Source organism: Megasphaera sp. ASD88 (genome assembly GCF_002287425.1).
GTDB lineage: Bacteria > Bacillota > Negativicutes > Veillonellales > Megasphaeraceae > Megasphaera > Megasphaera stantonii.
Window position 1 is genome coordinate 47,188 of the sequence record NZ_NQXW01000009.1, and the last position, 25,586, is coordinate 72,773.

The 25,586-nt window shown below is 54.0% G+C and carries 21 protein-coding genes and 1 other RNA gene; 15 read left to right on the top strand and 7 right to left on the bottom strand.

What is annotated here, in order from left to right:
- The first annotated feature begins 170 nt into the window (after positions 1-170).
- From nifJ to CJ260_RS06630, 3 genes are all read left to right on the top strand, one after another.
- Positions 171-3,704, top strand: coding sequence for a pyruvate:ferredoxin (flavodoxin) oxidoreductase (nifJ, locus tag CJ260_RS06620; protein ID WP_095629629.1), 3,534 nt, complete (start codon positions 171-173; stop codon positions 3,702-3,704).
- Positions 3,705-3,832: 128 nt separating this feature from the next.
- Complete coding sequence (locus tag CJ260_RS06625) at positions 3,833-4,408, top strand: histidine phosphatase family protein (RefSeq protein ID WP_095629630.1); 576 nt, start codon at positions 3,833-3,835, stop codon at positions 4,406-4,408.
- A gap of 105 nt (positions 4,409-4,513) precedes the next feature.
- Positions 4,514-5,110 carry a nitroreductase family protein gene (locus CJ260_RS06630; protein ID WP_198643554.1) on the top strand — a complete coding sequence of 199 codons (597 nt, stop codon included), beginning with the start codon at positions 4,514-4,516 and terminating at the stop codon, positions 5,108-5,110.
- Between the two features lie 62 nt (positions 5,111-5,172).
- Here the strand turns inward: CJ260_RS06630 and CJ260_RS06635 are convergent, their stop codons facing one another.
- Complete coding sequence (locus CJ260_RS06635) at positions 5,173-6,696, bottom strand: L-lactate permease (RefSeq protein ID WP_087478329.1); 1,524 nt, start codon at positions 6,694-6,696, stop codon at positions 5,173-5,175.
- 311 nt (positions 6,697-7,007) lie between these two features.
- Positions 7,008-7,649: a lactate utilization protein gene (locus CJ260_RS06640; protein ID WP_095629631.1), complete on the bottom strand. Its 642-nt coding sequence runs from the start codon at positions 7,647-7,649 to the stop codon at positions 7,008-7,010.
- Positions 7,650-8,024: 375 nt separating this feature from the next.
- Between CJ260_RS06640 and CJ260_RS06645 the strand changes: the two genes are divergently transcribed.
- Positions 8,025-8,447 carry a rhodanese-like domain-containing protein gene (locus tag CJ260_RS06645; protein WP_198947412.1) on the top strand — a complete coding sequence of 141 codons (423 nt, stop codon included), beginning with the start codon at positions 8,025-8,027 and terminating at the stop codon, positions 8,445-8,447.
- Between the two features lie 63 nt (positions 8,448-8,510).
- Here CJ260_RS06645 and ssrA read toward each other — a convergent pair.
- Positions 8,511-8,863: a transfer-messenger RNA gene (gene ssrA, locus CJ260_RS06650) on the bottom strand.
- A 243-nt stretch (positions 8,864-9,106) separates the two neighbouring features.
- On the opposite strand from ssrA, the gene CJ260_RS06655 reads away from it, so the two are divergent.
- From CJ260_RS06655 to CJ260_RS06685, 7 genes are all read left to right on the top strand, one after another.
- On the top strand, positions 9,107-9,862 hold the full coding sequence (locus CJ260_RS06655) for a YdcF family protein (RefSeq protein WP_095629633.1): 756 nt from the start codon (positions 9,107-9,109) through the stop codon (positions 9,860-9,862).
- A 138-nt stretch (positions 9,863-10,000) separates the two neighbouring features.
- On the top strand, positions 10,001-11,029 hold the full coding sequence (gene gap, locus CJ260_RS06660) for a type I glyceraldehyde-3-phosphate dehydrogenase (protein WP_087478325.1): 1,029 nt from the start codon (positions 10,001-10,003) through the stop codon (positions 11,027-11,029).
- 156 nt (positions 11,030-11,185) lie between these two features.
- Positions 11,186-12,709, top strand: a complete 1,524-nt coding sequence (gpmI, locus tag CJ260_RS06665) for a 2,3-bisphosphoglycerate-independent phosphoglycerate mutase (RefSeq protein WP_087478324.1) — start codon at positions 11,186-11,188, stop codon at positions 12,707-12,709.
- A gap of 63 nt (positions 12,710-12,772) precedes the next feature.
- Positions 12,773-13,795: a sugar-binding transcriptional regulator gene (locus CJ260_RS06670; protein WP_087478323.1), complete on the top strand. Its 1,023-nt coding sequence runs from the start codon at positions 12,773-12,775 to the stop codon at positions 13,793-13,795.
- 75 nt (positions 13,796-13,870) lie between these two features.
- Complete coding sequence (pgk, locus tag CJ260_RS06675) at positions 13,871-15,052, top strand: phosphoglycerate kinase (RefSeq protein WP_087478322.1); 1,182 nt, start codon at positions 13,871-13,873, stop codon at positions 15,050-15,052.
- Positions 15,053-15,086: 34 nt separating this feature from the next.
- Complete coding sequence (tpiA, locus tag CJ260_RS06680; protein ID WP_095629634.1) at positions 15,087-15,848, top strand: triose-phosphate isomerase; 762 nt, start codon at positions 15,087-15,089, stop codon at positions 15,846-15,848.
- Positions 15,849-15,954: 106 nt separating this feature from the next.
- Complete coding sequence (locus tag CJ260_RS06685) at positions 15,955-16,599, top strand: cyclase family protein (RefSeq protein WP_095629635.1); 645 nt, start codon at positions 15,955-15,957, stop codon at positions 16,597-16,599.
- Positions 16,600-16,690: 91 nt separating this feature from the next.
- Here the strand turns inward: CJ260_RS06685 and CJ260_RS06690 are convergent, their stop codons facing one another.
- The 4 genes from CJ260_RS06690 to CJ260_RS06705 form a co-directional block, all read right to left on the bottom strand.
- The gene (locus CJ260_RS06690) at positions 16,691-17,956 is read right to left on the bottom strand and encodes a zinc-binding dehydrogenase (RefSeq protein WP_095629636.1); all 1,266 of its coding nucleotides are present in this window, start codon (positions 17,954-17,956) and stop codon (positions 16,691-16,693) included.
- Between the two features lie 63 nt (positions 17,957-18,019).
- On the bottom strand, positions 18,020-18,439 hold the full coding sequence (locus CJ260_RS06695) for a PTS sugar transporter subunit IIA (RefSeq protein ID WP_233127908.1): 420 nt from the start codon (positions 18,437-18,439) through the stop codon (positions 18,020-18,022).
- 13 nt (positions 18,440-18,452) lie between these two features.
- On the bottom strand, positions 18,453-20,612 hold the full coding sequence (locus CJ260_RS06700; protein ID WP_095629638.1) for a PRD domain-containing protein: 2,160 nt from the start codon (positions 20,610-20,612) through the stop codon (positions 18,453-18,455).
- Positions 20,613-20,616: 4 nt separating this feature from the next.
- Positions 20,617-22,032 (bottom strand): PTS mannitol transporter subunit IICB, encoded by a 1,416-nt coding sequence (locus CJ260_RS06705; protein WP_095629639.1) that lies wholly within the window; start codon positions 22,030-22,032, stop codon positions 20,617-20,619.
- A 371-nt stretch (positions 22,033-22,403) separates the two neighbouring features.
- On the opposite strand from CJ260_RS06705, the gene CJ260_RS06710 reads away from it, so the two are divergent.
- The 4 genes from CJ260_RS06710 (at position 22,404) to cdaA (ending at position 25,586) form a co-directional block, all read left to right on the top strand.
- On the top strand, positions 22,404-23,033 hold the full coding sequence (locus CJ260_RS06710) for a DUF47 domain-containing protein (protein ID WP_087478315.1): 630 nt from the start codon (positions 22,404-22,406) through the stop codon (positions 23,031-23,033).
- A complete protein-coding gene (locus CJ260_RS06715; protein WP_087478314.1) occupies positions 23,026-24,015 on the top strand; it encodes an inorganic phosphate transporter in 990 nt (329 codons plus the stop codon). The genes CJ260_RS06710 and CJ260_RS06715 overlap by 8 nt, the downstream gene beginning before the upstream one ends.
- 132 nt (positions 24,016-24,147) lie before the next feature.
- Positions 24,148-24,627, top strand: a complete 480-nt coding sequence (locus CJ260_RS06720; protein ID WP_095629640.1) for an Rrf2 family transcriptional regulator — start codon at positions 24,148-24,150, stop codon at positions 24,625-24,627.
- A gap of 146 nt (positions 24,628-24,773) precedes the next feature.
- Entirely contained in the window at positions 24,774-25,586 is an 813-nt protein-coding gene (cdaA, locus tag CJ260_RS06725; protein ID WP_087478312.1) for a diadenylate cyclase CdaA, read from the top strand.

Consider the following 25,586-nt stretch of genomic DNA (forward strand, 5'->3'; position numbering starts at 1 on the left):
TTTTCTTTATGTGAAGGAAAGCGCATTTTTTTTGCTTATGCATGTATAAAACGCAAATGTCCTATGCTTGACTTTTATAATAAATGAGATTATACTGTAATTAAGTTAAACGTTATACGAATTTCGCGAAATCTATTGTGAGGCTGTTTATCAGAAAAGGAGTGTACTATATGATTAAGCAGATTATTAAAACTGTAGATGGAAATGAAGCAACGGCTGATGTAGCATACGCTTTTACGGAAGTAGCTACGATTTATCCTATTACGCCGTCGTCTCCCATGGCGGAGCATGTCGACGTATGGGCGGCCAACGGAAGAAAGAATTTGTTTGGCCAGCCGGTCAAGCTGGTAGAAATGCAGTCCGAAGCCGGCGCTATCGGCGCCGTTCACGGCGCGTCGGAAACGGGCAGCCTGTGTTCGTCCTTTACGGCGTCTCAAGGCCTTATGCTCATGATTCCCGTCATGCACCGCTTATCGGGCGAATTGAAGCCCGTCGTCCTCCACGTGGCGGCCCGTACGGTCGGGACTCATACCATGTCTATTTTCGGCGACCATTCCGACGTCATGGGCTGCCGCAATACGGGCTGGGCCATGTTGTGCAGCGCCAGCGTGCAGGAATGCGCCGATTTGGCGGCAGTGGCTCATTTGTCGGCGATTAAGGGCCACGTTCCCTTCATGCACTTCTTCGACGGCTTCCGCACGTCTCATGAAATCCAGAAAATCAGCATGCTGCCGGAAGACGAATTAAAAAAGCTGATTGATCAAGACGCCCTGTATGACTTCAAGCATCACGGCTTAAATCCGGAACATCCGGTCATCCGCAGCACCGTCACCAACCCGGACATGTTCTTCCAGTCCCGCGAAGCCAATAACTCCTGGTACGACCGCCTTCCGTATATCGTAGAAGACTATATGGACAAGATCAGCGAGCTGACAGGCCGTACGTACAAATTATTCAACTATTACGGCAATCCGGAAGCTGAGCACGTCGTCGTCGCCATGGGTTCCGTTACCGGCGCGATTCAGGAGGTCGTAGACTCGCTGAACGCCCAGGGCAAGAAGGTCGGCTACGTGCAGGTACACCTGTTCCGCCCCTTCTCGCTGGAGCACTTCATGCAGGCCTTGCCGGAAACGGTTCGCTCCATTACCGTTATGGACCGGACGAAGGAACCGGGCGCCTTAGGCGAGCCGCTGTTTGAAGATGTCTGCGCCGCCGTAGAACATACGGGACGCTACATTCCTATCATGGCCTGCCGCTACGGCTTGTCGTCCAAGGACGTGCCGCCGGCGTCGATTCACGCCGTGTTCCGCAATATGGAGTCGCTGCAGCCGAAGAAGCACTTCACCTTGGGCATCATCGACGACGTAACGCACCTGTCCTTGCCGGACGTACCCATTCAGATCGACGACCAGGGCACGGTAAGCTGCAAGTTCTGGGGCTTCGGCTCGGACGGTACAGTCGGCGCAAACAAAAACTCCATCAAGATTATCGGCGACAATACGGATATGTACGTTCAGGCCTATTTTGAATACGATACGAAAAAATCGGGCGGCGTGACGAAATCCCATCTCCGCTTCGGCAAGAATCCGATCCGCTCGACCTATTACATCAAGCAGGCTGATTTCCTGGCATGTCATAAACAGGCGTACATGGATTCGTACGACATCGTCAGCGAAGTAAAGGACGGCGGCATTTTCCTGCTGAACTGCAGCTGGAGCCCCGAAGAGCTGGATCAGCATCTGAGCAATAAGGTAAAACGGCAGATTGCCGAAAAGGGACTGCGCTTCTATACGATTGACGCGACGAAGATCGCCGAAGAAATCGGCCTCGGCAGCAATCGGACCAATACGGTTCTGCAGGCTTCCTTCTTCAAGCTGACGGAAATCCTGCCTATTGAAGACGCCGTCCGCTACATGAAAGAAGCTATTGCCAAGACGTATCTGGCAAAGGGCGAAGCCGTCATTTCCATGAACCAGGCCGCCGTGGACCGGGGCATTACGGGCCTCGTCGCCGTCGACGTGCCGGAAAGCTGGAAGGACCTGCCGGCGGATCCGCCGAAGGCCGAAAGCGGTCTGCCCGATTTCATTACGAAAATCGTCGAACCGGCGAACGCTCAGCTGGGCGATACGATTCCCGTCAGCGAATTTGTCCAGTATGCCGACGGTTCCTATCCCCTGGGCTCGACGAAATATGAAAAGAGAGGCATTGCTTCGACGGTGCCGGAATGGATCGTTGAAAACTGCATCCAGTGCAACCGCTGCGCCCTCGTTTGCCCGCATGCCGCTATCCGCCCGTACTTGGTAACGGCTGATGAAAAGAAGGCGGCTCCGGCTGATTTCACGACGAAAAAGGCCGTCGGCAAGGGCCTGGAAGGGTATGAATTCCGCATGCAGGTATCACCTCTCGACTGCTACAGCTGCGGCACCTGCGTCAACGTCTGCCCGGCCAAGGAAAAAGCGCTGGTCATGAAGCCTCTCGACACGCAGCGCCATGAAAGCGCAAACTGGGATTACGCCCAGACGATTGCGCCGAAGGATACGGGCCTCGATAAGTTCTCCGTCAAGGGCAGCCAGTTCAACCAGCCTCTCCTCGAGTTCTCCGGTGCCTGCGCAGGCTGCGCGGAAACGGCGTACATGAAGATTTTGACCCAGCTGTTTGGGCCGCGCATGCTCGTAGCCAACGCGACGGGATGCACCCAGGCCTGGGGCTCCGCGATGCCGAGCATTCCCTATACGACGAACAGCGAAGGCTTCGGTCCGGCTTGGTCCAACTCCGTATTTGAAGACAACGCTGAATTTGCCCTCGGCATGTCCTTGTCCATGACGCAGCAGCGCGACGATATCCGCCTCAAATCGGAACAGCTTCTGCCGCTGACGGACGGCGCGCTGTACGACGCGATTCAGGCATGGCTCGACTCCATTGGCGTTGCAAACGAAGGCGAAGTCACGGAAGGCATCAGCCGCGCATATATTAAAGCGCTGAGCGAAGCTGAACTGACCGGCGAAGCTGCCGATCTGCAGAAATACATCTTAGCCCATAAAGAACATATTATCAAAAAGACGATTTGGATGTACGGCGGCGACGGCTGGGCCTACGACATCGGCTACGGCGGCTTGGATCACGTCATGGCTATGAACGCCAACCTGAACGTCATGCTCGTCGACACGGAAGTGTATTCCAATACGGGCGGCCAGTCGTCCAAGGCTACGCCTGTCGGCGCAGTGGCGCAGTTCGCCGCGTCGGGCCGCAAGTTCAACAAGAAGGATCTGGGACGCCTGCTCATGACGTACGGCCATATCTACGTCGCCCAGGTCGCTCTCGGCGCCGATCCGAACCAGCTTATCAAGGCTATCAAGGAAGCGGAAGCCTACGACGGGCCTTCCATCATCATTGCCTACTCGCCGTGCATCAACCACGGCATCCGCGGCGGCATGGGCAACGCCCAGGAAGAAATGAAGCGGGCCGTAGACTGCGGGTATTGGCACCTGTATCGGTACAACCCCTCGCTGGAAAAAGAAGGCAAGAATCCCTTCATCCTCGACTCGAAGGAACCGAAGGAATCGTTCCGCGAATACCTCATGGGTGAAACGCGGTACGCTGCCTTGACCCGGACCTTCCCGGATATTGCCGACGAACTGTTCGCCAAGGCCGAAGAATTTGCCAAGAAGAAGTATGAAATCTATAAAGAATTAGCAGATAAATAACTCGACGATCCTTAGGGTACATTATCTGTGACGACGGAGCTGCCGCGATGCACGAGGTGTCGCGGCAGCTCGTTTCATTTTATGGCTTCTCATGGTACAATACATACAAGAAAAGGCTGGTGATACGTATGAAAAAAATTTGGCTTATCCGGCATGGCGAGAGTATTGCCAATGCCGGCGAACCGACACAGGACCATGCGGCCATCCCGCTGTCGGAAAAGGGGCTTCAGCAGGCCCAGGAGCTGGCTCTTGCCATCCCGTCGGCTCCAGATTTAATCGTCACGTCTCCTTTTTTGCGGGCCCAGCAGACGGCGATGCCGACGATCGGGCGGTTTCCTCAGGCTCATACGGGGATTTGGGACTTCATTCATGAATTTGTATATCTGGCGCCGGCGACCTGCGTCGGCACGACCTTTGCCCAGCGGCGTCCCCGGGTCATCGCCTATTGGCGGAAGCTGGACCCCGACTATGTCGACGGCGAAGGCGCCGAAAGCTACCGGCAGCTTATGGAGCGGATTCAGACGACGATAAGCCTCCTGCAGCGGCGTCCGGAACAATTTATCCTCCTGTTTACTCATGCGCAGTTTATACGCAATTTCCTTCTGGCGTATGAGCATCCGCAATGGACGGCAGAGCAGTGCATGGCTTCGTTCCGGCGGAGCGAGCCGGTCCGCAACGGACAAATCATAGAAATCTTCATGTAAAATGTACTATCATAGTGTTGTTTTATGCTGTCTCCCATGATATGATGAAATCAATAGTAAAGAATAATTATTATTGCTTGAAAATCATGATAGGAGATGATCGGCATGGCCAATTTTATAGATGCCGTTAAGCAGAGACGGACGAATTATGCTTTGGGGAAAGAAATCCCCGTTTCAGAAGGGCAGATTGTAGAGACGATTCAGACGGTGGTACGGGAGGTCCCGTCGGCATTCAACATGCAGTCCGGCAAGGTCGTCGTGGCCCTCGGCGCCGTGCACGACAGGATATGGGATATTACGATGGATACGCTGCGTCCTATCGTGCCGCCGGCCAATTTTGCCGCGACAGAACAAAAAATCCATTCCTTCGCCGCGGCCTATGGGACAGTCTTGTTTTTTGACGACACGTCCATCGTAGACGACCTGGCCCGGCAATTTCCGACGTACGCCGATAATTTTCCCGTTTGGGCCCAGCAGGCTAACGGCATGATGCAGTTTGCTGTCTGGACGGCCCTGGCTGATTTGGGATTGGGCGTAAATATACAGCATTATAATCCCCTCATTGACGACGAAGTAAAACAGCTCGTCCATGCGCCGGAATCGTGGAAGCTCATCGCCCAGATGCCCTTCGGACAGGTGTTGGAAGCTCCGAAGCCGATTCAAAAAGTCCCTGTAGAAGAACGGGTGAAGATTCTAAGATAAGACGCCATATAAAAAACGCATTCGCAACGGTTGCTGCGAATGCGTTTTTTTGTATTGTTCAGTTAGCTAATAAAGAGTTGTCCGAAATATACGATACAGCCTAAAATAATGGCGTACGGAACGTATACTTTGATAATAGCTTTGAGGATTTCGCTGTCTTTTCCTACTAGGGAAATAGCGCCTACGGCGATGGCGATGCTTTGCGGCGAGATCATCTTGCCGACGCATGTGCCGGCAGAATTTGCCGCTGCCAGCCAGGCCGCGTTGGCGCCGATAGCTTTGGCGGCATCGGTCTGCAAGTTGCCGAATAATACGTTGCTCGACGTGCCGGAGCCGGTAATAAAGGTGCCGACAGAGCCGATAATCGGAGCGATGAAGGGATAAAAGTTGCCGGTTACGTCGACGGCCGTGCTGGCGATATCCGACGTCATGCCGCTGTAGCCCATGACCTTAGCCGTGGCGATAACGGCGATAATGGTGATGATCGTATTGCGCAGGCCGCGGATCGTTTGAAGCAGCACAAAGAACATTTCGCTGAATGAAGCCTTTTGTATGTATCCGCTGATAAATGCAGCCAGGAAAATAAGCACGCCCGGCGTAGCTAACCAAACGAAGGTATAAGGAGAAGCGCCGGGGCCGGTATATATGACGACGGAAGTTTTGATAGCGCTTAAGGGAACGTTGATGACAGGGACGAATTTAGAAGTCAGCAGAAGGAAGACGAAGATGAGGATAAAGGGCAGGCAGGCTAAGAATCCGCCGTGCAAGGGTACGTGGGCCGGATGGATGTCCATGTGGTACGTTTCATCCTGGGAAGGACGGTATTTGGAGTACAGGACGATGATGCCCATGATGACGACAGATGAAATCATAACGGCCAGCTCCGGACCCGCAACAGCTGAAATGAGCAGTTCCGGCACAGCCAGGCCCAAGCCGCACAGCAGCGTCAGCAGCGTTACGCCTTTTAAGGCCTTGATGGAGCCGCCGACGATTATGACCATGAGAAATGGACAGATGATGTTGAGAGGCAAGAGCTGCAAGCTGATGTAAGTAGACAATTGGACAGGGTCCAGGCCGGTCAAATTTGCCAGCGTGCTGGCCGGGATGCCGATAGAACCATATGTCGTCGGTACAGAATTGGCAATCAGGCAGAGCAAAATAGCCTTTACAGGATTGAAGCCCATGGCGACGAGCATGCTGGCCGGAATGGCAATAGCCGTGCCGAAACCGGCCATGCCTTCCATGAACGCGCCGAATCCCCAGCCGATGAGCAGCGCCAGGACGCGCTGGTCTTTGCTTACCGTCGTCAGCATGTGTTTTACAATGTCCATGGATTTTGTATATAACGTCAAATTATATGTAAAAATAGCGGCGATGATGACTAATAAGATAGGCCAGCAAGCTAATGCGACGCCTTCTAAAGCCGCCGTGCCGGCATGGAGCGCCGGCAGATGATAATACCAAAGCGCTACGGCAAAGGAGAGGAGCAAGGCAATAGGACAGGCCTTAAAACTTTGCATTTTGAGAAATCCCAGAGAAACGATGAGCCATAAAATAGGAGACAAGGCTAATACGAAGGTTAGCATAATACGTTCCATCCTTTCTTATAGTATGTGAAATTTTTCCCTTAAATAAGGAGAGATAGGAATGCGTTTCACGCTTAAAATATAGTTTCATTCGTTATTCGCATAGATAAAAATGAAAAACTATTCGTGAAAACAATAACTATATTTTACTATAGATTTATAGAATTAATCAATACATAATACGATTCGTAAATGGCATGGATAAAAAAGGAGGTATACGCATTTGTCATAGGTATGCTAGCAGGGAATATAAAAAAGCCGCCATGTGCAATGACATGGCGGCTTGCAGCATCCAAAGGGACGCAGGATAATTAAAACCCGAGGTTTTCTCCGACGAGAATGACTTTGATGCGGCCGGCCGGGCTGCAGCGGCGCGTGCGGACGAATTGGTTGCAAATGCTGCCTTCGCTGTTGCAGTCGGCGCACATGCCCGTGACGATGCACGGCGTCGGAGCGGCGAAGCGCTGTTTGTTGATGGGAGCGGCTACTGTGCGGGCCCGGACGACAGCATCTTCCAGGGTCGGCGCGACCTTGTTCATGCCGACGATGACGACGACCTGTTTCGGGCCGTATACCAGGGCGGCGACGCGGTTTCCGTTGCCGTCGATATTATAGAGCTGGCCGTCTTCTGTTGCGGCGTTCGTTCCCATGATGAACGTGTCGCAGAGCAGAGCCTTGCGCATCAGCTCGACTCGTTCCTCCGGCGAGCCGGCGGCGTCGCGGTCGATGACCTGGTAGTGCTCCAGCACATAGGGCCGCAGGCCGATTTCGTTAATAGAAACGGAACCGCCCCAGGACACGACGTGGTCTGCCGGAATGAGGGCCAGCGCTTTTTGCAGCGCTTCTTCCTTGGTGGGACAGTAATAGGCTTCAAATCCGCGCTTAGCAAAGTTTTCCGCTACTTTCGGGCCTTTCTTATCGTACATTACGTACATCATATCGGATCGATCCATAATAATAACCTCCTCTTAATACATACCTTTTGTATATATTAAGAGTAGCCTATTTTTTTATTCTTGGCAATGAAGATATTTGTCTGAATTCCGTAAATTTTTGATGCTGCGCGGCAATGCGCGCGTTGCGTCGATAGTTTCCTGAGACGGCTGCGAAGCGAAGTTCCACTGGTCGTGTTTTTAGTAGGATGGACCGATACCATGATGCTGGCAATGGGAGGAAAGAGGTCGACAAACATTTTGCATGGCGGCAACGGGCGTAACTGCGCAGTGCGGTATCGGCGTATCTGATGAGAAGGAGCCGTTTTGCCGTTGACATAGTAATTTTATACTTTTTATAATAATAGATATATTGATGCACAAGGAGTGATGACCATGAAAAAACTATTGGTATGTATTGCTATTGCGGCATTTTCAGCGGCCTCGGCCTGCCTTGCCGCTGATGGGCTGAACGCGGCTCCTGCGGCAGCGGCAGCCGTCCCGTATCGGACGCTGACGCCGCAGGAAGCAAAGCTGCAGATGGATCAGCAGACAAATCTCGTCGTCGTCGACGTGCGCACTCAGGAAGAATATGCGGCAGGCCATATTCCTTCCGCCGTGCTGCTGCCGGTAGAGCAGATTGAAGCGAAGGCTAGTTCCGTCGCCAAGGTCCTGCCGGATAAAAACGCGGAAATCTTCGTATATTGCCGCAGCGGCAAGCGCGCCGGCCGCGCTGCAGCGGCGCTGACAGAACAGGGCTATACCAACGTCTACAGCATCGGCGGCATCATGGACTGGCCCTATGAGGTCGTAAAATAATCAAAATAGGAAAATAAAAAAGCTGATTACAGTGTATGATCCCCGTAATCAGCTTTTTTGGTATGGTGGAGATGAGGAGAGTCGAACTCCTGTCCGTAAATGCCGCCCCATGAACTTCTCCGAGCGCAGACCTTGTTTTATTGTCTCAAACAGTTGTCGTACAAGGACAAACTACGCTGTTCCAGCCTGTGAGTTTCCCACTGCGGCGGCCAGACCCATGCCGCAGGGTATCCCGCTAAGTGACGTCTGCAAACTGCCCGCAGGATTAGCAGCAAGAGACGTTAGCCGCGATTAGGCAGCTAAAGCAAAGTTTTGTTCTTTTGCGTTTAATTTAAAGGTTCACCGTTTTGCGGCCTGATGAAACGCCGGCTCGCTATTCATGATACAACCATCCACGTCGAAACCTTTACATCCCCATGGATTCATATAGTATATCATACCCTATGGGTTCTGACAATTCTTTATTTTTGACAAGGCGGCGAAACAGAAAGAGTATGCGGCAAAGAGTCTTGAAAGATTTGCAAATAAAATATATACTAGTTGCAGAAAATATGTTGATTTTTACGGAGGCTTTACGGGAAAAATACGTAATTTATGCTATAATAAATGTGTTAAAAAGCGTATTCTAATAAAATGCTTAAAGGAAAGGGGACGGCCCTTTGTTATATATTGTCAAATGGATCGATTCATGGCTGCTGCCGCTGGGCGGCATTGTCCTGGCCCTGGGGCTTCTTGCCGCGTATCAGCGGCGCCGCCAGTCGGCAGGCGTCAAATGGCTGGCCGCCGTCGTTCTCGTATTGTACGCCTTGTCGATTGCGCCGGTGTCAAATTGGCTGCTGCGGCCCCTGGAACAGGAGTATGAACAGCCTGCGGCGCAGGCGCTGGACGGCGACGTCATTATTATGCTGGGCGGCGGAGTGCTGGCCGGCGTGCCCGATGTAGATGGAGAAGGACAGCTGAGCGGCGCTGCGGCCAATCGGTTTTTAACGGCCCTGCGCCTTCATCGCGCCCTCGGCCTTCCGCTGCTGCTGTCAGGCGGGAAGGTGCTGCCCGACGACGCCAGCGAGAGCGCCGTCGCCAGGCGCATGCTGCTGTCCCTGGGTGCGGCGGAATCTATGATTTATACTGATGAAGAGAGCCGCAATACGGCGGAGAACGCCGCTTTTTCCAAGGCCATCTGCGAGGCCAACGGCTGGCGTCGCCCTATCGTCGTGACCAGTGCCTTTCATATGGAGTGGGCGGCCTATTTGTTCCGCCGCGAAGGCTTGGACATCACGCCGTATCCTTGCGATTACCGCGCCGGAACGGGAATATCTCTCTATTCCTTTGTTCCCCAGGCCAGCGTGCTGGCCGATTCCTGCCTGGCGATAAAAGAGTATGTCGGCTTGGCGGCGGCCAGGGCTGGGCTGCAATAATTACGGTGGAAAAAATATCGGGACAAATTTCGCCCAAGCTATTGCAAAAATGTACCCAGTGTGGCATACTATGGGTGTAAGGTGAATTAAACGAGTTAGTCAATTTGAATAGGTTTTGTAAAAAGGAGTGTATCGACAATGATTAAAGTTGGTATTAATGGTTTTGGCCGTATTGGACGCTTTGTTTTCCGCGCTGCCCAGACTCGCGACGATATCGAAATCGTAGGCATCAACGACCTCTGCCCTGTAGATTACATGGCATATATGCTCAAATACGACACGATGCATGGCCAGTTCGACGGCACGATTGAAGCCGACGTTGAAAACAGCCGCCTTATCGTAAACGGCAAAGCTATCCGCGTAACGGCTGAAATGGATCCGGCAAACCTCAAATGGGACGAAGTCGGCGCTGAATACGTCGTCGAATCGACAGGCCGCTTCCTCACCATGGATTTGGCTGAAAAACACCTCCAGGCCGGCGCTAAATACGTCGTTTTGTCCGCTCCTTCCAAACAGGGCGAAGACGGCCGTCAGGCTGATATGTTCGTATGCGGCGTAAACACCGATACATACAAAGGCCAGACGATCGTTTCCAACGCTTCCTGCACGACAAACTGCCTGGCTCCGATCGCCAAGGTCCTCAATGACGCGTTCGGCGTTAAAGAAGGCCTCATGACGACGGTACATTCCACGACAGCTACGCAGAAAACTGTCGACGGCCCGTCCCTGAAAGACTGGCGCGGCGGCCGTGCTGCAGCCGGCAACATCATTCCGTCCTCCACGGGCGCAGCGAAAGCCGTAGGCAAAGTTATTCCTGAATTGAACGGTAAATTGACAGGCATGTCCATGCGCGTTCCGACGCTGGACGTTTCCGTTGTCGACCTCACGGTCAACCTGGCAAAACCGGCTACGTACGATGAAATCTGCGCCGCTATGAAGAAAGCTTCCGAAGGCGAACTGAAAGGCATCCTCGGCTACACGGAAGACGCCGTCGTATCGTCGGACTTCCTCGGCTGCACGCTCACGTCTATTTTCGACGCGAAAGCCGGCATCGCTTTGACAGATACATTCGTAAAAGTCGTTTCCTGGTATGACAACGAAATCGGCTATTCCAACAAGGTTCTCGACCTCATTGCCGTCATGAACGACTACAACAGCAAAAACTAATTTGTAGCGACGCATTTCCCGACGGGTAAACAGCCTCCCGTTACAAATATTCAAGACCGAAATAGAAATACAATGAAAAGGCAGGGATTGCGAATTTCCCTGCTTTTTCTTTTCTTCACAGCCGGGCTGTAAAGGTAAAGAAGGAGATAGAAGTATATGACAAAAAAGAAACCTGTAATGCTGGTGATTATGGATGGATTCGGCTGCAGCGATATCCAAAAGGACAACGCCGTGGCGCAGGCCGATTTAAAGGTGCTGCCGGCTCTCTGGAAGGAATATCCCCACGCTCATTTAGGCGCGTCGGGTGAAGACGTAGGCCTGCCTGACGGCCAGATCGGCAACTCCGAAGTCGGCCATCTGAATATCGGCGCCGGCCGCATCGTCTATCAGGCCCTGACGAAGATCACCAAGGATATCCGCGAAGGCGCGTTTTTTGAAAAGCCCGCTCTTGTCGAAGCCATGGAAAACGTCAGGAAACACGATTCGGCCCTGCATCTGCTGGGCCTCGTATCGCCGGGCGGCGTGCACAGCAGCGAGCAGCATTTGTTCGGCCTGCTGGAAATGGCCAGGCGGTACGGCCTCCGCAAGGTATATGTCCATGCCTTTCTCGACGGCCGCGACGTGCTGCCCCGCAGCGCCGGCGAATACTTGCAGGAATTAGAAGATAAATGCGCCGAGCTGGGTGTCGGCGAAATCGCGACGATCAGCGGCCGGTATTACGCCATGGACCGCGACAAGCGCTGGGATCGGGTAGAAAAGGCGTACCATGCCGTCGCGCTGGGCCAGGGCCATGAAGAATCGGACGCGCAGACGTGCCTGAAGCATTCCTACGCTGCCGACGTATCCGACGAATTTGTCGTTCCGACGGTTATTCATAAACATCCTGTAGAAGACGGCGACAGCGTGGTATTCTTCAACTTCCGCCCCGACCGGGCCCGCCAGCTTACGACGGCTTTTGTCTGCGACGATTTCGACGGCTTTGACCGGCCGAAGAAATTAGACGTGTACTTCGCTACGATGACCCGCTATGAAGACGATTTGCCGGTTCACGTCGTATATGATAAGGAAACCATAGCCAATACGCTGGGCGAAGTGCTGGCCAAGGCCGGCAAGACGCAGCTGCGCATTGCCGAAACGGAAAAATACGCCCATGTGACGTATTTCTTCAACGGCGGCGAAGAAACGCCCAACGCCGGCGAAGACCGAATTCTCGTGCCGTCGCCGAAGGTCGCTACGTACGACCTGCAGCCGGAAATGAATGCTCCCATCGTCACGGATAAGGTCGTCGAACGGATTGAAAGCGGCGAATACGACATGATCATGCTCAACTTTGCCAACGCCGACATGGTAGGCCATACGGGCGTGTTTGAAGCCGCCGTCAAGGCGGTGGAAACCGTCGATACGTGCATCGGCCGCATCGTAGACGCCCTGAAGACTGTCGACGGCCAGCTGCTGATCATCGCCGACCACGGCAATGCGGAACAGATGGCTGATCCGGAAACGGGCTCGCCCTATACGGCTCATACGACGAACCACGTGCCGTGCATTTTAGTCAGCGAAACTTATAAGCACGCCAAGCTGCACGACGGCATTTTAGCCGACGTCGCGCCGACGCTGCTGACGATGGCCGGCATGGCCATTCCCGCCGATATGACGGGAAAATGCTTGATCGACCTTTGATGCCGCCGATGAACACGGTCGTTGTATCGGCGAAACAGCAAATGTCTTTAGATGGAGGTAAAGATGGAACAAGACACGCTCAGTATCTTTCAAAAAATCGCGCCCGATATCATGGGGACGATTAAAGAACGATATTTGCTGCTGCGTCATATTTCCGACGCAGAACCGGTAGGACGGCGCACCCTGGCCGGCTTGTCGGGGCTGTCCGAACGGGTGGTGCGCTCCCATGTGGACGTGCTCCGGCGCAGCGGGCTGGTACGGTTTACGACGATGGGAATTTCTATGGAGCCGGAAGGAAAGGCCCTTATGCCGGACTTATTGGAGTGCTTCCTGCGCTTGAACAATTTAGACGATATGCAGCGGCAGATACGGCAGGCCTTAGGCTTGAAGAACGTGTACATTGTTCCCGGAGACAGCGATACGGATAAAACGGCCTGTGAGGAGCTGGGGCGCAAGGGCGCGCTGCTGCTCAACGATTTGCTCGGCAGCGTCAGCATCGTGGCTATCAGCGGCGGCTCGACCATGGCGGAAATCGCCCGTATGCTTCCGGAAAGCAATGCCGGCGCGACCATACTGCCGGCCCGCGGCAGCATGGGGAACCACGTGGAATTCCAGGCAAACTATATTGCGGCTGCTGTCGCCGCTAAGACGCACAGCTCGTACCGCATGATTCACCTGCCCGAAGGCGTAAGCGAATCGGCCCTGCGGCTGATGTTCGAGTCAGACGCCCAGGCCAGGGAAAATGTCGCTATGACTTCCCAGGCCCAGGTCGTCGTCTTCGGCATCGGCCGCGCCGATAAGATGGCCAAGCAGCGGGGCATGACGGAGCATCAGCGGCAGACACTGGAAACGCTGGGGGCACGCGGCGAATCGCTGGGCTGTTACTGCAGCCTGGACGGGCGCATCCTGTACGGCAGCAACAACATCGGCATTTCCTTGAAAGATATAAAGCATCATCCCCACGTCATCGCCGTGGCCGGCGGAGCGAGCAAGGCCGAGGCGATCGTAGCCGTCATGCGCACGTGCCGGACGGGCATCCTCGTGACGGACGAAGGCGCGGCAGAAAAGATGATGAAAATGATTTAATACGAGGTTTTTCCAGCGTCTAGCAGACGCTGACGAGTATATATGTATCGTTACGATATGGAGGAGGATTTTTCCATGAAACAGACAATTACAGATATTACAGTGGACAACAAACGGGTATTCGTCAGAGCGGACTTCAACGTGCCCCTCGACGGCGACTGCCGTATTACGGACGACACGCGCATCCAGAAAACGCTGCCGACGATTAAGTATCTGCTCGACCATCATGCAGCGGTCATCCTGGCCAGCCATCTCGGCCGTCCGAAGGGAGAAGCCGTTCCCAAGTATTCGCTGAAACCCGTTGCCGAACGCCTTTCCGAATTATTGGGTATCCCCGTAAAATTTGCTCCGGACTGCGTCGGCCCGGAAACGAAAGCCATGGCCGAAGCGCTCCAGCCCGGCGAAGTCCTGCTTCTCGAAAACCTTCGCTATCATAAGGAAGAAGAAAAGAACGATCCCGAATTTTCCCGCCAGCTCGCTGAATTGGCTGAAGTCGGCGTAAACGACGCCTTCGGCTGCTGCCACCGGGCACATGCCTCCGTTGCCGGCATTACGGCGTACCTGCCTATGGCTGCAGGCTTCCTGCTGGAAAAGGAAATCCGCTTTATCGGCGGCGCCGTAGACAATCCGGCCCATCCCTTTGCGGCGATTATCGGCGGCGCGAAGGTTTCCGATAAAATCGAAGTCATTTCCAATCTCCTGCCGAAGGTCGACCTCATGATCATCGGCGGCGGCATGGCCAATACGTTCCTGGCCGCACAGGGCTACGGCATCGGCAAATCCCTCGTCGAAGCCGATAAAATCGATCTGGCGAAGAGCCTCATCGCCCAGGCTCAAGAACAGGGAACGAAGCTTCTCCTTCCCGTCGATGTCATGGTAGCAGCTGCCTTTGACAACGACGCCGACCACAAGGTCGTAGACGTTGCCGACGTGCCGGCCGACTGGATGATCCTCGACGTAGGCACGAAGACGCAGGAACTCTTTGCCAAAGAATTAGCTTCTATGAAACTTATTGTCTGGAACGGCCCTATGGGCGTATTTGAAATGGAAAACTACGCGAAAGGTACGGAAGCCGTTGCGAAAGCCGTAGCTGCTTCGGATGCCGTATCTATCGTCGGCGGCGGCGACTCCGTATCGGCTGTCAACAAGACGGGTCTTTCCGATCAGATAAGCCATATTTCCACCGGCGGCGGCGCGTCCCTGGAATATCTCGAAGGCAAGAAACTGCCCGGCGTCGAATCGCTGAGCGATAAATAATATACCATCATATTTCAGATAGGAGGATGCTCTCATGAGAAAAACTATTATTGCCGGCAACTGGAAGATGAATCATACTGGCAAGGACGCCAAGGAAACGATTACGGGCCTCGTCGGCCGCGTAGCGCAGGACGTCAAAGCCGAAGTCGTCGTTGCTCCCGTATTTCCGTATCTGCCGATGGCTGTGGAATTGACGAAAGGCACGCCGATCCACGTAGCCGCGCAGAATATGCATTGGGAAGAAAGCGGCGCTTTTACGGGCGAAGTATCTCCGGCTATGCTCGTAGATATCGGCGTAACCCACGTCATTATCGGCCATTCCGAACGCCGTACGTATTTCAACGAAACGGACGAAACGGTCAATAAGAAAACGAAAGCCGCCTTGGCTCATAACCTTACGCCTATCGTATGCTGCGGCGAAACGCTGGAACAGCGCGAAGAAGGCATTATGCAGCCTTGGATTGAAGGACAGATTGAAAAGGCCCTCGAAGGCATCGGCGCCGACGACTTGGCGAAGGTCGTCATCGCCTACGAACCGATTTGGGCTATCGGCACGGGCAAGACGGCTACGGCCGCGCAGGCTCAGGAAGTTTGCTCCATTATCCGCAAGAAAATCGCTGCCCTCTACAGCGCCGACGTTGCCGACAGCGTGTCCGTCCTCTACGGCGGCAGCGTAAAAGGCGACAACGTAGCCGAATTGACGGGCTCTCCCGATATTGACGGCGGTCTCGTCGGCGGCGCCAGCCTGAAAGTCGACGACTTCATGGCTATTATCGACAACGCCGTTGTAAAATAATCGCATTTCGCGCGAAAATACCGTTGGCAGACCTTGCCGACGGTATTTTTTTGCGCCGTTTCATAGTATGATGAATACTATAGACATAGCGAGGAGGCGTTTTATTATGAAGGTTATCGATTTGACCCATACCATACGGGAGCATATGCCCGTGTTTCCGGGAACGGAAGAGCCGTCCCTGCAGACGGTAAGTACCTATAAAACGGACGGCTTCAAAGAAACGAAGATTTCCATCTGCACGCATGTCGGCACCCATGCCGATCCGCCAGCCCATGTATGGGACGGAGGCACGACGCTGGATCAGTATGATGCCAGCCAATTTATCGGCAAGGCCCTGGTCATTGACTGCTGCCGCGTAAAGGAAGGCGGGGCGATTACGATGGATTGCCTGCGGCCCTACGGAGATAAAGTAGAAAAGGCAGAGTTTCTGCTGTTTCACACAGGCTGGGACGTCTACTGGGGAACGCCCCGATACTTCGGCGACTATCCCTGTATAGACGACTCCGTGCTGGAATACGTCGTCGCCGGGTCGTATAAAGGCATTGGGATCGATACGTTCGGCATCGATCCCATAGGCGACGAAGAGCTGACGCGGCATAGGAAGCTGTTTCAGCGCCGGGAAATGATCAATATAGAAAACCTGAAAAATCTTCACCTGTGCGGCAGCGACTTATTTTGGTTCGGGTGCTTTCCGTTAAAAGTACATCAAAGCGACGGCGCGCCCGTCCGAGCGGTCGCCTGGTTCGAATAAAAAAAACATCCCCTCGGCAGGAAAGAGGCCTGCGCGAGGGGATGTACTATGGCAGAATCTGCCGGATGAAGAGAAAAGAGAAGGCGAACGGTTAGATTTCTACGTTAAAGTGTTTCAGGATCATTTTTTCCGCTTCGGCGTTCCAAAGGCCGTTGTGGGCTTTGCAGCATGCGTCCAGTTCGAGGAAGAACGGGTCCGTTTCTCCTAATTTGGCAAAATCTTCGATGGCTGTCATCGGCATGTCGAACTGCGTATAGGCCAGCTTTTTGCCGCCCTTGATATGCGGCAGGTTCAGCGTCGTGTCGATGATGCTGTCGATGCCGCCGACGTGCGTTACCATGACGGCCGGGTTGATGATGCCTTTGGCAGCCAGGTTGTTGGCTTCGATGAGGTCGTCGTTGTTGCCTCCCGTCGTGCCCATGATGTGGGTGTTCGTGTAGTGGCAGTCGTACAGGTTGATTTCGGCGCTGAAGTTTTTGTCCGTCGGGCCGGAGAAGAAGTTCATGCAGCCGTCGAAGGCCAGCAGTCTGTTGCCCAGCTCGGCGACGGCGCGGACCGGCGCATATACGAAGACGTCGTCGTAGCCATGGCCGTCGGTGATATTCATGAGTTCTTCATAGGGATCGTCCATGGCTCCCGTATTGATGTAGTGGAGTTCGACGCCGTACTGGGCGGCGTATTCGGGGGAAATGACTTCTTTCGCCCGATTGATGCGGCTTTCGTCGATGTCCGTTACGATGATGCGTTTCGGCTTGTTTTCAAAGCGGATGCCGTAGCTGACGGCGCCTAAGCCCATGGGGCCGCAGCCGCCGAGGATGATGATATTGCCGCCTTCTTTCGTGCCCATAGCGTGGTTATAATTGTGCTTGTTCGTGTGGTAGTTGGCCCGGTAGCCGCCGATGATGCAGCTCATCGGTTCGCCCAAGGATGCTTCGAAGAAGCTTTCGCCTTCGTAGGGCATCAGAGCGCCTAATTCCATGACTTCGTGGGGGAAGATGCAGTACGTGCAGTCGCCGCCGAAAAATTCATAGGAATATCCCGGCGAAGCCAGGCTGCCCTTGTAGTTCAGCGCCGGCTGCTGGGCGAAGCGCATGCCCGGCTTGAACTGGTCCTGCCATTTCTTGCCGACCTTGACGATGACGCCGGCAAATTCGTGGCCCGTAATGATGGGGTTCGTGTCGATGTTCTGGGGAGCCCGTTTATGCTTTTTGCCTTGTTCGACTAATTTATACGTAGACATGCAGATGCTGTCCGTAATAATTTTGGCTAAAATTTCATCGTCTTTGATTTCCGGGAGTTCAAATTCTTCCAGGCGCAAATCTCTCGTGCCGTACATTCTGACTGCTTTTGTTTTCATCGTATATACCTCCTGAGTATCATGCTTAATATAGGGTGCTGTATATGAGTATACGTTGACCTCTTAGTTAGCGAACATGTTGTAGATTTCATCGACAGAGCTGTGGACGACGTCTTCTACGTCGTCTTCATCGGAGCAGGTGACGGCAATATTGCTCAGAATGTCGACGTGTTCGTCGCCGGCAGCGGCAATGCCGATGACCAGCTTGACCGTCGTGCCGTTCCAGTCCGTGCCTTCGGGAAAGGTCATGATGACCAAGCCGGCGTGCTGCACTTCGATCTTGCCTTCTTCGATGCCGTGGGGAATGGCTACGCTGTTGCCGATGGCCGTATTGAAGACCGTTTCCTTGTCCAGCATGGCCTGGGTATATTTTTCTGTCGTGTAGCCGTCTTCGCAGAAAATCTTGCCGATTTCCCTAATGACATCTTCCTTGGCCTTCGGCTGGCAGTTGAGGATGATGTTCTTTTTCTGTAAAATTTCCATGATGATGTTCTCCTTACGTAAGTTTTATGAGCAATGTATTGAAATACAGCTTGAGGATGCGCTGCAGCTCGGAACGGATGAGGCCTTCGCTGCGGCTTAGGACGGCTTCGTTGAAGCTGTCGTCTATGACCAGGGAGCTGCTGATGAAGCCTAGCAGGTCTGTGTACAGGCGGGTAGGGCCGGCGGCGGGCATCGCCATGAGCAGGATCATGCCGACGCCTTGAAAGTAGGGGTCGGCAAAGCTGCTTTCCGACGGCATACAGGTGTAAAAGGCGGCGTGACTGACGGCGCAGGTCCGGCAGTGCAGCAGGGCGAAGCCCTGATCGGGAAAGATTTGGCTGCTCAGCCGTTCCCGCTTCATAATATCTTCATACAGCTGCCGGCTTTGCGATTCCGATTCGGCGACTTGGCTGCAGAGCCAGGCTACGGCCTGGTCAAAGGGCAGGGACGCGTCGGCAGTATACATGGCGTAGCCTTTCAGGATATGGGCGATTTCTTCTGCTGATTTGTGGGTTTCCGCCAGTTCCTGTACGAACTCGTCGGGCTGCTTTTCGCCTTCTTCCCGATGGACCCGCTTGCGGATGTGGGCGTATTCTTCGATCTTGCATTGGATGCGGCTCATATCGGACTGGGTGATGAGCGGCGAGATGCGGACGGCGTCGATATCCGGACGGTTCAGGGGCAGGCTGCTGACGAAGAAATCCGTGGCTTTGATGACCTCCGGCGTCAGGTCGCCCTTGCCGTAGGTCTTGAGCGAGACGGCGGCGGACAGCTTGTTGCGCAGCCGCGTCATCATCAGGCGGGCGACGCCGAAGCCGCTGGCGCAGACGATGCCGACGGAAACTTTTCGCGTAAAGGCCGTTTTCCCCTTCATGCGTTCCAGGGCCGCGCCGAAGTGAATCGTCAAATACCCGATTTCTTCTTCAGACACGGCGGCGCCGATGGACTTTTCCAGTACGCGGGCCGCCCGGCTGGATTTTTGAAACGTGTCGGCGTATTCTTCCTTGATATCGTCCAGCAGAGGGTTGATGATGTTGAGGTGATTGGTCAGGCGGACGATGGCCGGCTGCAGGTGGACGAAGAGCCCGCGGATAAATTCTTCGTCGCAGCGCAGCATATAGGCTTGGCGGGAATCGAAGGCGTCTATCATAGCGTCGATGAGGTTGATCAGTTTTTTGCCGTTCAAGTCTGTCGGCACCGTTTCATCGGGCACGTTGGTGTAATGCATATTTGCTCCCTTGATGTGCAGCAGCAGATAGGACAGTTCCAGCTCGGGCATATGCAGGTGAAATTCTTCTTCGATGGCCTGGAGAATGCGTTGTGCCAGACGCAGGTCTTCGCCGTCTTCCTCCAAGGGCAGGGATTGCTCGTCTGACGGCACGTTGCCCTGCTGCATGCGTTCGACGCTGATGGCGATGTGGATGATCAGGCCGATATAGGCCGAGTCGGTGAACTGGCGGAGCCTGGGTTCGTTCATCTGTCCGAGTAGGGCGTCGATGCGCTGGATCGTGCGGCTGTTGAGCAGGCGGTAAATGCCGTTGTCCGTCACGTTCATGACGGCTTTCGCCAGGGCGGCGTGGGGATCGGTAATTTCTTTTAATTTGTCTACGGGAGCCGTTTCGCTGATGAAGCGCCGCATGGCTTCGCGGTAGTTTTGTTCCGTGCCGTTCAGGACGACGCCGAAGCCGGGCTTTTTCAAGATGGACAAATTATTTTTCCGCAGCCAGGGGCCTAAGGCTTCCAAATCGGAAGCGGCTGTCGACTCGCTGACGCCCAGGAGCCGGCTGTAATGGTACAGCTTTTTCGGCGTCCGGTCCCGCAGCAGTTCGAACAACAGGTAGCGCCGCCGTTCCCTTTTATCGGACCAATCCGAACGGCCCGAGGCGTTTAAGGCGTCGGCCAGGCGCTGCCTTGCCTGCGGCGTGCCGGCCAGCAGGAGGCCTGCTCCTTTTTTGCGCGTCAGCGTCAGCTGGTACGGAGCGAGAATCGTCGTGATGTAATCCAACTCGCGCTGGACTGTGCGCTTGCTGATGGCCAGCTCGTCGGCGATTTGCTGTTCGTGCAGAAAATCCTGATGCCGCAGCAGGATAGATAAAATTTGTTGGATGCGCAGTGTGAATTCCGTAGTATCACCTCCTCTGCGTGACGGGAACCCCGTGCGATAACACGGCAGGTTTTTACGACGGCGGGAGCTGGACCGAAGCCAGTTCTTCTACGAGCGTCGCGTATTCAGGCGCGGCCATGAAGTTGGTAATCGTAATGAGACGGGCCTGGGGCGCGCTGGCTTTGGCCCGGTCCGCCAGGTCCTGATGGCAGACGACGAGCTGCGCGTCTTTCGGCACTTCCGAAACGGACGCGTGGCTGACCTTGATGTCCGTCAGGCCGGCTTTTTTCAGACGCTTCTGCAGGACGGCGGCGCCCATGGCGCTGGAACCCATGCCGGCGTCGCAGGCAAAGACGATGTTTTTAATTTCTTTCATGTTGACTGCCGGCACTTCGGCGGCCGGCGGCGTTGCCATGCCCTTGGACTGGGCTTTCATGTCTTTCATCTTCTGCTGGGCTTCGGCGAGGGAGTCCGACGATTTGGCTCCGGACATGCGGATGATAGGCGAAGCGATGAGGAAGGATACGCCGGCGGCGATGAAAATGCCGATGATGACGGACAGCGTAGACCCTTTAGGCGCCATTGCCAGGTACGAAATGAGGCTGCCCGGAGAGGGCGGGCCGGATAAACCGAGGTCGAAGAGTGAATAGTAGAACAACGCCGATATGCTGCCGCCGATCGTAGCCAGCAGGAGCATGGGATTCATGAGGACGTAGGGGAAGGAAATTTCGTGGATGCCGCCTAAGGCGTGAATGATGAGCGCGCCGGGAGCGGAGTGCTTCGTCATTTTATCCTTAGAGAACAGCCAGTAGGCGATGAGGACGCCTGCGCCGGGGCCGGGGTTCGTTTCAATCATGTAGAAAATTGATTTGCCGGCCTGTGATACCTGCTCGGCTCCCAGGGGCGTGAAGATGCCGTGGTTGATGGCGTTGTTCAGGAACAGTACTTTTGCCGGTTCGACGAAGAGGCCGATGAGGGGGAAGACGCCGTAGGTGACGAGAATCTGAACGCCTGCCGTCAGGAAGGTGAGCAGGATACCCATGACCGGGCCGATGAGATAAAAGCCTACGATGGATAAGAGCATGCCTATGATGCCGACGGAGAAATTGTTGACCAGCATTTCAAAGCCAGGCTTGATGCGGCCGTCTACGGCGGCGTCGAACTTTTTGATGACCAGGCCTGCCAAGGGACCCATGACCATGGCGCCCATGAACATGGTGTACGATGTGCCGCAGATGACGCCGACCGTCGCGATGACGCCGATGACGGCGCCGCGGTCGCCGCCGACGGCCTTGCCGCCCTGATAGGCGATGAGCAGGGGCAGGACGTAGGTCAGGAACGGTCCGACCATGGCGGCCAGCTTTTCATTCGGCAGCCAGCCTGAGGGGATAAACATGGCCGTAATAAGGCCCCAGGCGATGAAGGCGCCGATGTTCGGCATGACCATACCGCTGAGGAAGCGGCCGAACGATTGAATCTTTGCTTTCATTGTTGTACCTCCTAAAGTGATTCAGTGCGCACGCTGCATTCCGGACTGCTTGTGTTTCTGATAGCTTAAGTATATCGGCAGGATGGGGCAAACGCAACAAATAGTAATGTAACTTTGTCACCCATGAAAATGACAATATCTGGAGAATGCATAGCCTTAAATCTTTTAACGCTCCGGCAGTGCACCCGCAAAGACGGCCCGCTGCGCCTATAAAAAAATTCATGTAGAATATGCCATATTGGCAACGCCTTTTCTAGAATAATGAGGTCGTATATGGTATAATGCAGAAAGACACAGCTATGTAAAATATAGGTAAACAGTGCGTAATTATTACGTAAAAATGTGTTTGCAGACAAGGAGAACTGATTAGTATGGCATTCCATTTAAAGCCCAAAGAAGAAAAGTTTTTCGCATTATTAGACCAGCACGCGATGCTGAGTTATCAGGCAGCCGATCTGCTGCGGCAGGCCATGAACGACCAGATTCCTAAAGAGGAAGCGCTGGAAAAAATCGATTCCCTGGCCGATGAAGCCGACGAGCTCGTATTGGAGACCATGAAGCGTCTGCAAAAAACGTTCATCACGCCGATGGACCGCGAAGACATCCAGCAGCTTATTGACGAATTGGATGCGGTCATCGACAATATCAGCGAAATCATGGATAAGATGTGCATGTACCAAATCGGACAGGCGACGGAGGGTGCTAAGCAGATGACCGTCATCACGGCCAAAGCGATGAAGGAAATCTGCAAATCCATCGGCTACATGAAGGATTTAAAGAAAAATTACCTCAAGGTCGAAGCCCGCAGCCATAAGGTGCTGAAGCTGGAACAGGACTGCGACGATTTGTATCATAAAGAAATGGCCAAATTATTCTCGGAATGCAAAGATCCCATTGAAATCATCAAATGGAAGGAAGTTCTTCAATCTGTCGAAGATATTACCGACGAATGCGAAGATCTGGTTACTACGTTCAGAAAGGTCGTCTTAAAGTATGCCTGAGCATTGGTTAATATGGGCCATTGTGCTTCTGGCCGTGCTGTTTGACTATATCAACGGGTTCCACGATACGGCTAACGCCATTGCTACCAGCGTGTCGACGCGGGCCATTACGCCGCGCCATGCAATTATGATGGCCGCCGTGCTGAACTTTGCCGGCGCGATGGTCAGTACAGGCGTCGCCAAGACGATTGGCGGGGATTTGGTGTTAAATCCGGCCCAGATTAGTTTGGAAGTCATCGTAGCCGCTCTGATCGGCTCTATTATTTGGAATATCGCGACGTGGTATTACCGCATACCCAGCAGCTCGTCCCACTCGCTCATCGGCGGCGTTATCGGTGCCGTATGCATCAGCGTAGGCCCGGCGGCTTTGGATATGGGCGGTATTGAAAAGATCATCTTATCGCTGATCTTATCGCCGGTCATCGCCTTGGCGACAGGATATTTCGTCATGATCGCCATCCTTTGGATTGTCCGCAAGTATTCGCCTATCGCCTTAAACCGCCAGTTCCGCAAGATGCAGCTCGTGTCGGCCAGCCTCATGGCCTTTTCGCACGGCTCCAACGACGCCCAGAAAGCGATGGGCATCATCGCCCTGGCCCTGCTGAGTGGCGGATACATCGATACGATGGAAATTCCCACGTGGGTAAAGCTGGCCTGCGCCACGTCCATGGCTTTGGGCACGTCTGCCGGCGGGTGGCGTATCATTTCCACGATGGGGACGAAGATCTTCAAGATGGAATCCATCAACGGCTTTGCTGCCGACCTGAATTCGTCCTTAGTTATTTTTTCCGCGACGTTCCTGCACTTGCCGGTCAGTACGACGCACGTCGTATCGGGCTCTATCATGGGCGTCGGTTCGGCCGAACGGGTTCGCGCCGTCCACTGGGGCGTAGCCCGCAGCATGGTCATTGCCTGGTGCGTTACCATACCGATCAGCGCTGCATTGTCGGCAGTTATCTTTTTGATTATCGACGCCTTGTAAGGGCGATGTAATACAGGTCTTGATGATGAGTGACAGGCATTCGTCATCAGGACCTTTTCTTTTTTTTATTTTAAACTACACTTTTTTAGTGACTTATTGTATAATAGACACATGCAAGGAGGGATTAGAGTAATGAGATTAAATCAAGCGACTGATTATGCTTTCCGCATGGTGCTGTACCTGGCGTCGCTGCCGGAGGGCACGAAAATAACCGGCGCTGCCTTAGCAGAAAAACAAAATATCCCCGAGCGTTTTTTATTAAAAATCATGAGAAATTTGACGGCTGCCGGCATCATGAAATCGTACCGCGGCGTCGACGGGGGCTTTGCCCTGCAGCGCTCGCCGGAAGAAATCACCTTGTTTGACGTCATCGAAGCCGTAGAAGGCCAGACGGAACTGCAGCGCTGTCTGCATGACATCAGCTCGTGTTCCCGCGGCTGCAGCGGCATGTGCTCTATTTACAACGCCTTTGCCGATATCCAGCGGGACTTGGTAACAAAATTGAAGGCCATTGATTTTGCCGAACTCGCCCGCCAGGAATCGCAGCTTCAGGCAGCATGCGGAGCTGCAGGCGACGGGCCGCTGGAAAAAGCGGCGTCGAACGAACTCTAATTGATGTGGAAAAGCCGCAGCGGAGACAAGAGCTCCTGGCTGCGGCTTTGTTTTTGTACGGGCCTGCGACTTTATTTTGAAGTAAAAATAGTGTACAATGAATTTACTTAACCATGATTAGTTTGTTGTCGTAATGGAGAAATAACATGAGCGTATCTATTCAGGGGTTTATCAGCAGCTTTCGTCTGCTTGACATATTGGATATTCTGCTTGTCGCCTTTGTGCTGTATAAACTGTTCATTTTGATTCGCAACACACGGGCCGTGGCCTTGATCAAGGGGCTGCTGGTGCTCGGTGCCGTGACGGTCGTCAGCCGGGTCCTGGATCTGCACGTCATCAACTGGATGCTGCAGCAGGGCATGACGGTCATATTGGTTGCCTTGCCGGTCGTCTTTCAGCCGGAGCTGCGGCGCGCCCTGGAACAAATCGGGCGAGGCCGGTTTCTGCAGTCGGGCCATGTGCTGAACGCCAAGGAGCTGGAGCGGCTTATCGATGAAATCGTGGCGATTACCGATTCGATGTCCAAAACGAGGACCGGCGCGCTGATCGTCTTTGAACGGGAAGTCGGCTTGAACGATTACATCGACACGGGCGTTCCCATCGACGGCGTCGTGTCGCGGGAGCTGCTGGGAAACATCTTTATTCCCAATACGCCCCTTCACGACGGGGCCGTGATTATTCGGGAAAACCGCATCATGGCGGCAGGATGCCTGCTCCCGCTCACGGCGGACCGTTCCTTGTCTACGGAGCTGGGGACGCGGCATCGCGCGGCTATCGGCCTCAGCGAGATGGCCGACGCCGTCGTCGTCGTCGTCAGCGAAGAAACGGGCTCTATTTCATATACGTACGGCGGACATATTTACCGTCACTTGGACAGCAACGCCCTGCGCAACGTGCTGAAGACCTTCTTGAACAAGACGCCTCAGGGATTAGCCAATATTTTCAAGTGGAGGCCGTGA

Bases quoted from the DNA above. Each gene is read 5' to 3' on its own strand.
- CJ260_RS06690 (WP_095629636.1), bottom strand. From the start codon at position 17,956: ATGAAAACAAAAGCAGTCAGAATGTACGGCACGAGAGATTTGCGCCTG.
- CJ260_RS06625 (WP_095629630.1), top strand. From the start codon at position 3,833: ATGAAAAAAATTTGGCTTATCCGGCATGGCGAGAGTATTGCCAATGCC.
- gpmI (WP_087478324.1), top strand. From the start codon at position 11,186: ATGACAAAAAAGAAACCTGTAATGCTGGTGATTATGGATGGATTCGGC.
- CJ260_RS06640 (WP_095629631.1), bottom strand. From the start codon at position 7,649: ATGGATCGATCCGATATGATGTACGTAATGTACGATAAGAAAGGCCCG.
- CJ260_RS06645 (WP_198947412.1), top strand. From the start codon at position 8,025: ATGAAAAAACTATTGGTATGTATTGCTATTGCGGCATTTTCAGCGGCC.
- CJ260_RS06705 (WP_095629639.1), bottom strand. From the start codon at position 22,032: ATGAAAGCAAAGATTCAATCGTTCGGCCGCTTCCTCAGCGGTATGGTC.
- CJ260_RS06695 (WP_233127908.1), bottom strand. From the start codon at position 18,439: ATGGAAATTTTACAGAAAAAGAACATCATCCTCAACTGCCAGCCGAAG.
- CJ260_RS06635 (WP_087478329.1), bottom strand. From the start codon at position 6,696: ATGCTAACCTTCGTATTAGCCTTGTCTCCTATTTTATGGCTCATCGTT.
- CJ260_RS06670 (WP_087478323.1), top strand. From the start codon at position 12,773: ATGGAACAAGACACGCTCAGTATCTTTCAAAAAATCGCGCCCGATATC.
- CJ260_RS06630 (WP_198643554.1), top strand. From the start codon at position 4,514: ATGGCCAATTTTATAGATGCCGTTAAGCAGAGACGGACGAATTATGCT.
- CJ260_RS06720 (WP_095629640.1), top strand. From the start codon at position 24,148: ATGAGATTAAATCAAGCGACTGATTATGCTTTCCGCATGGTGCTGTAC.
- cdaA (WP_087478312.1), top strand. From the start codon at position 24,774: ATGAGCGTATCTATTCAGGGGTTTATCAGCAGCTTTCGTCTGCTTGAC.
- CJ260_RS06715 (WP_087478314.1), top strand. From the start codon at position 23,026: ATGCCTGAGCATTGGTTAATATGGGCCATTGTGCTTCTGGCCGTGCTG.
- pgk (WP_087478322.1), top strand. From the start codon at position 13,871: ATGAAACAGACAATTACAGATATTACAGTGGACAACAAACGGGTATTC.
- tpiA (WP_095629634.1), top strand. From the start codon at position 15,087: ATGAGAAAAACTATTATTGCCGGCAACTGGAAGATGAATCATACTGGC.
- CJ260_RS06710 (WP_087478315.1), top strand. From the start codon at position 22,404: ATGGCATTCCATTTAAAGCCCAAAGAAGAAAAGTTTTTCGCATTATTA.
- CJ260_RS06685 (WP_095629635.1), top strand. From the start codon at position 15,955: ATGAAGGTTATCGATTTGACCCATACCATACGGGAGCATATGCCCGTG.
- nifJ (WP_095629629.1), top strand. From the start codon at position 171: ATGATTAAGCAGATTATTAAAACTGTAGATGGAAATGAAGCAACGGCT.
- gap (WP_087478325.1), top strand. From the start codon at position 10,001: ATGATTAAAGTTGGTATTAATGGTTTTGGCCGTATTGGACGCTTTGTT.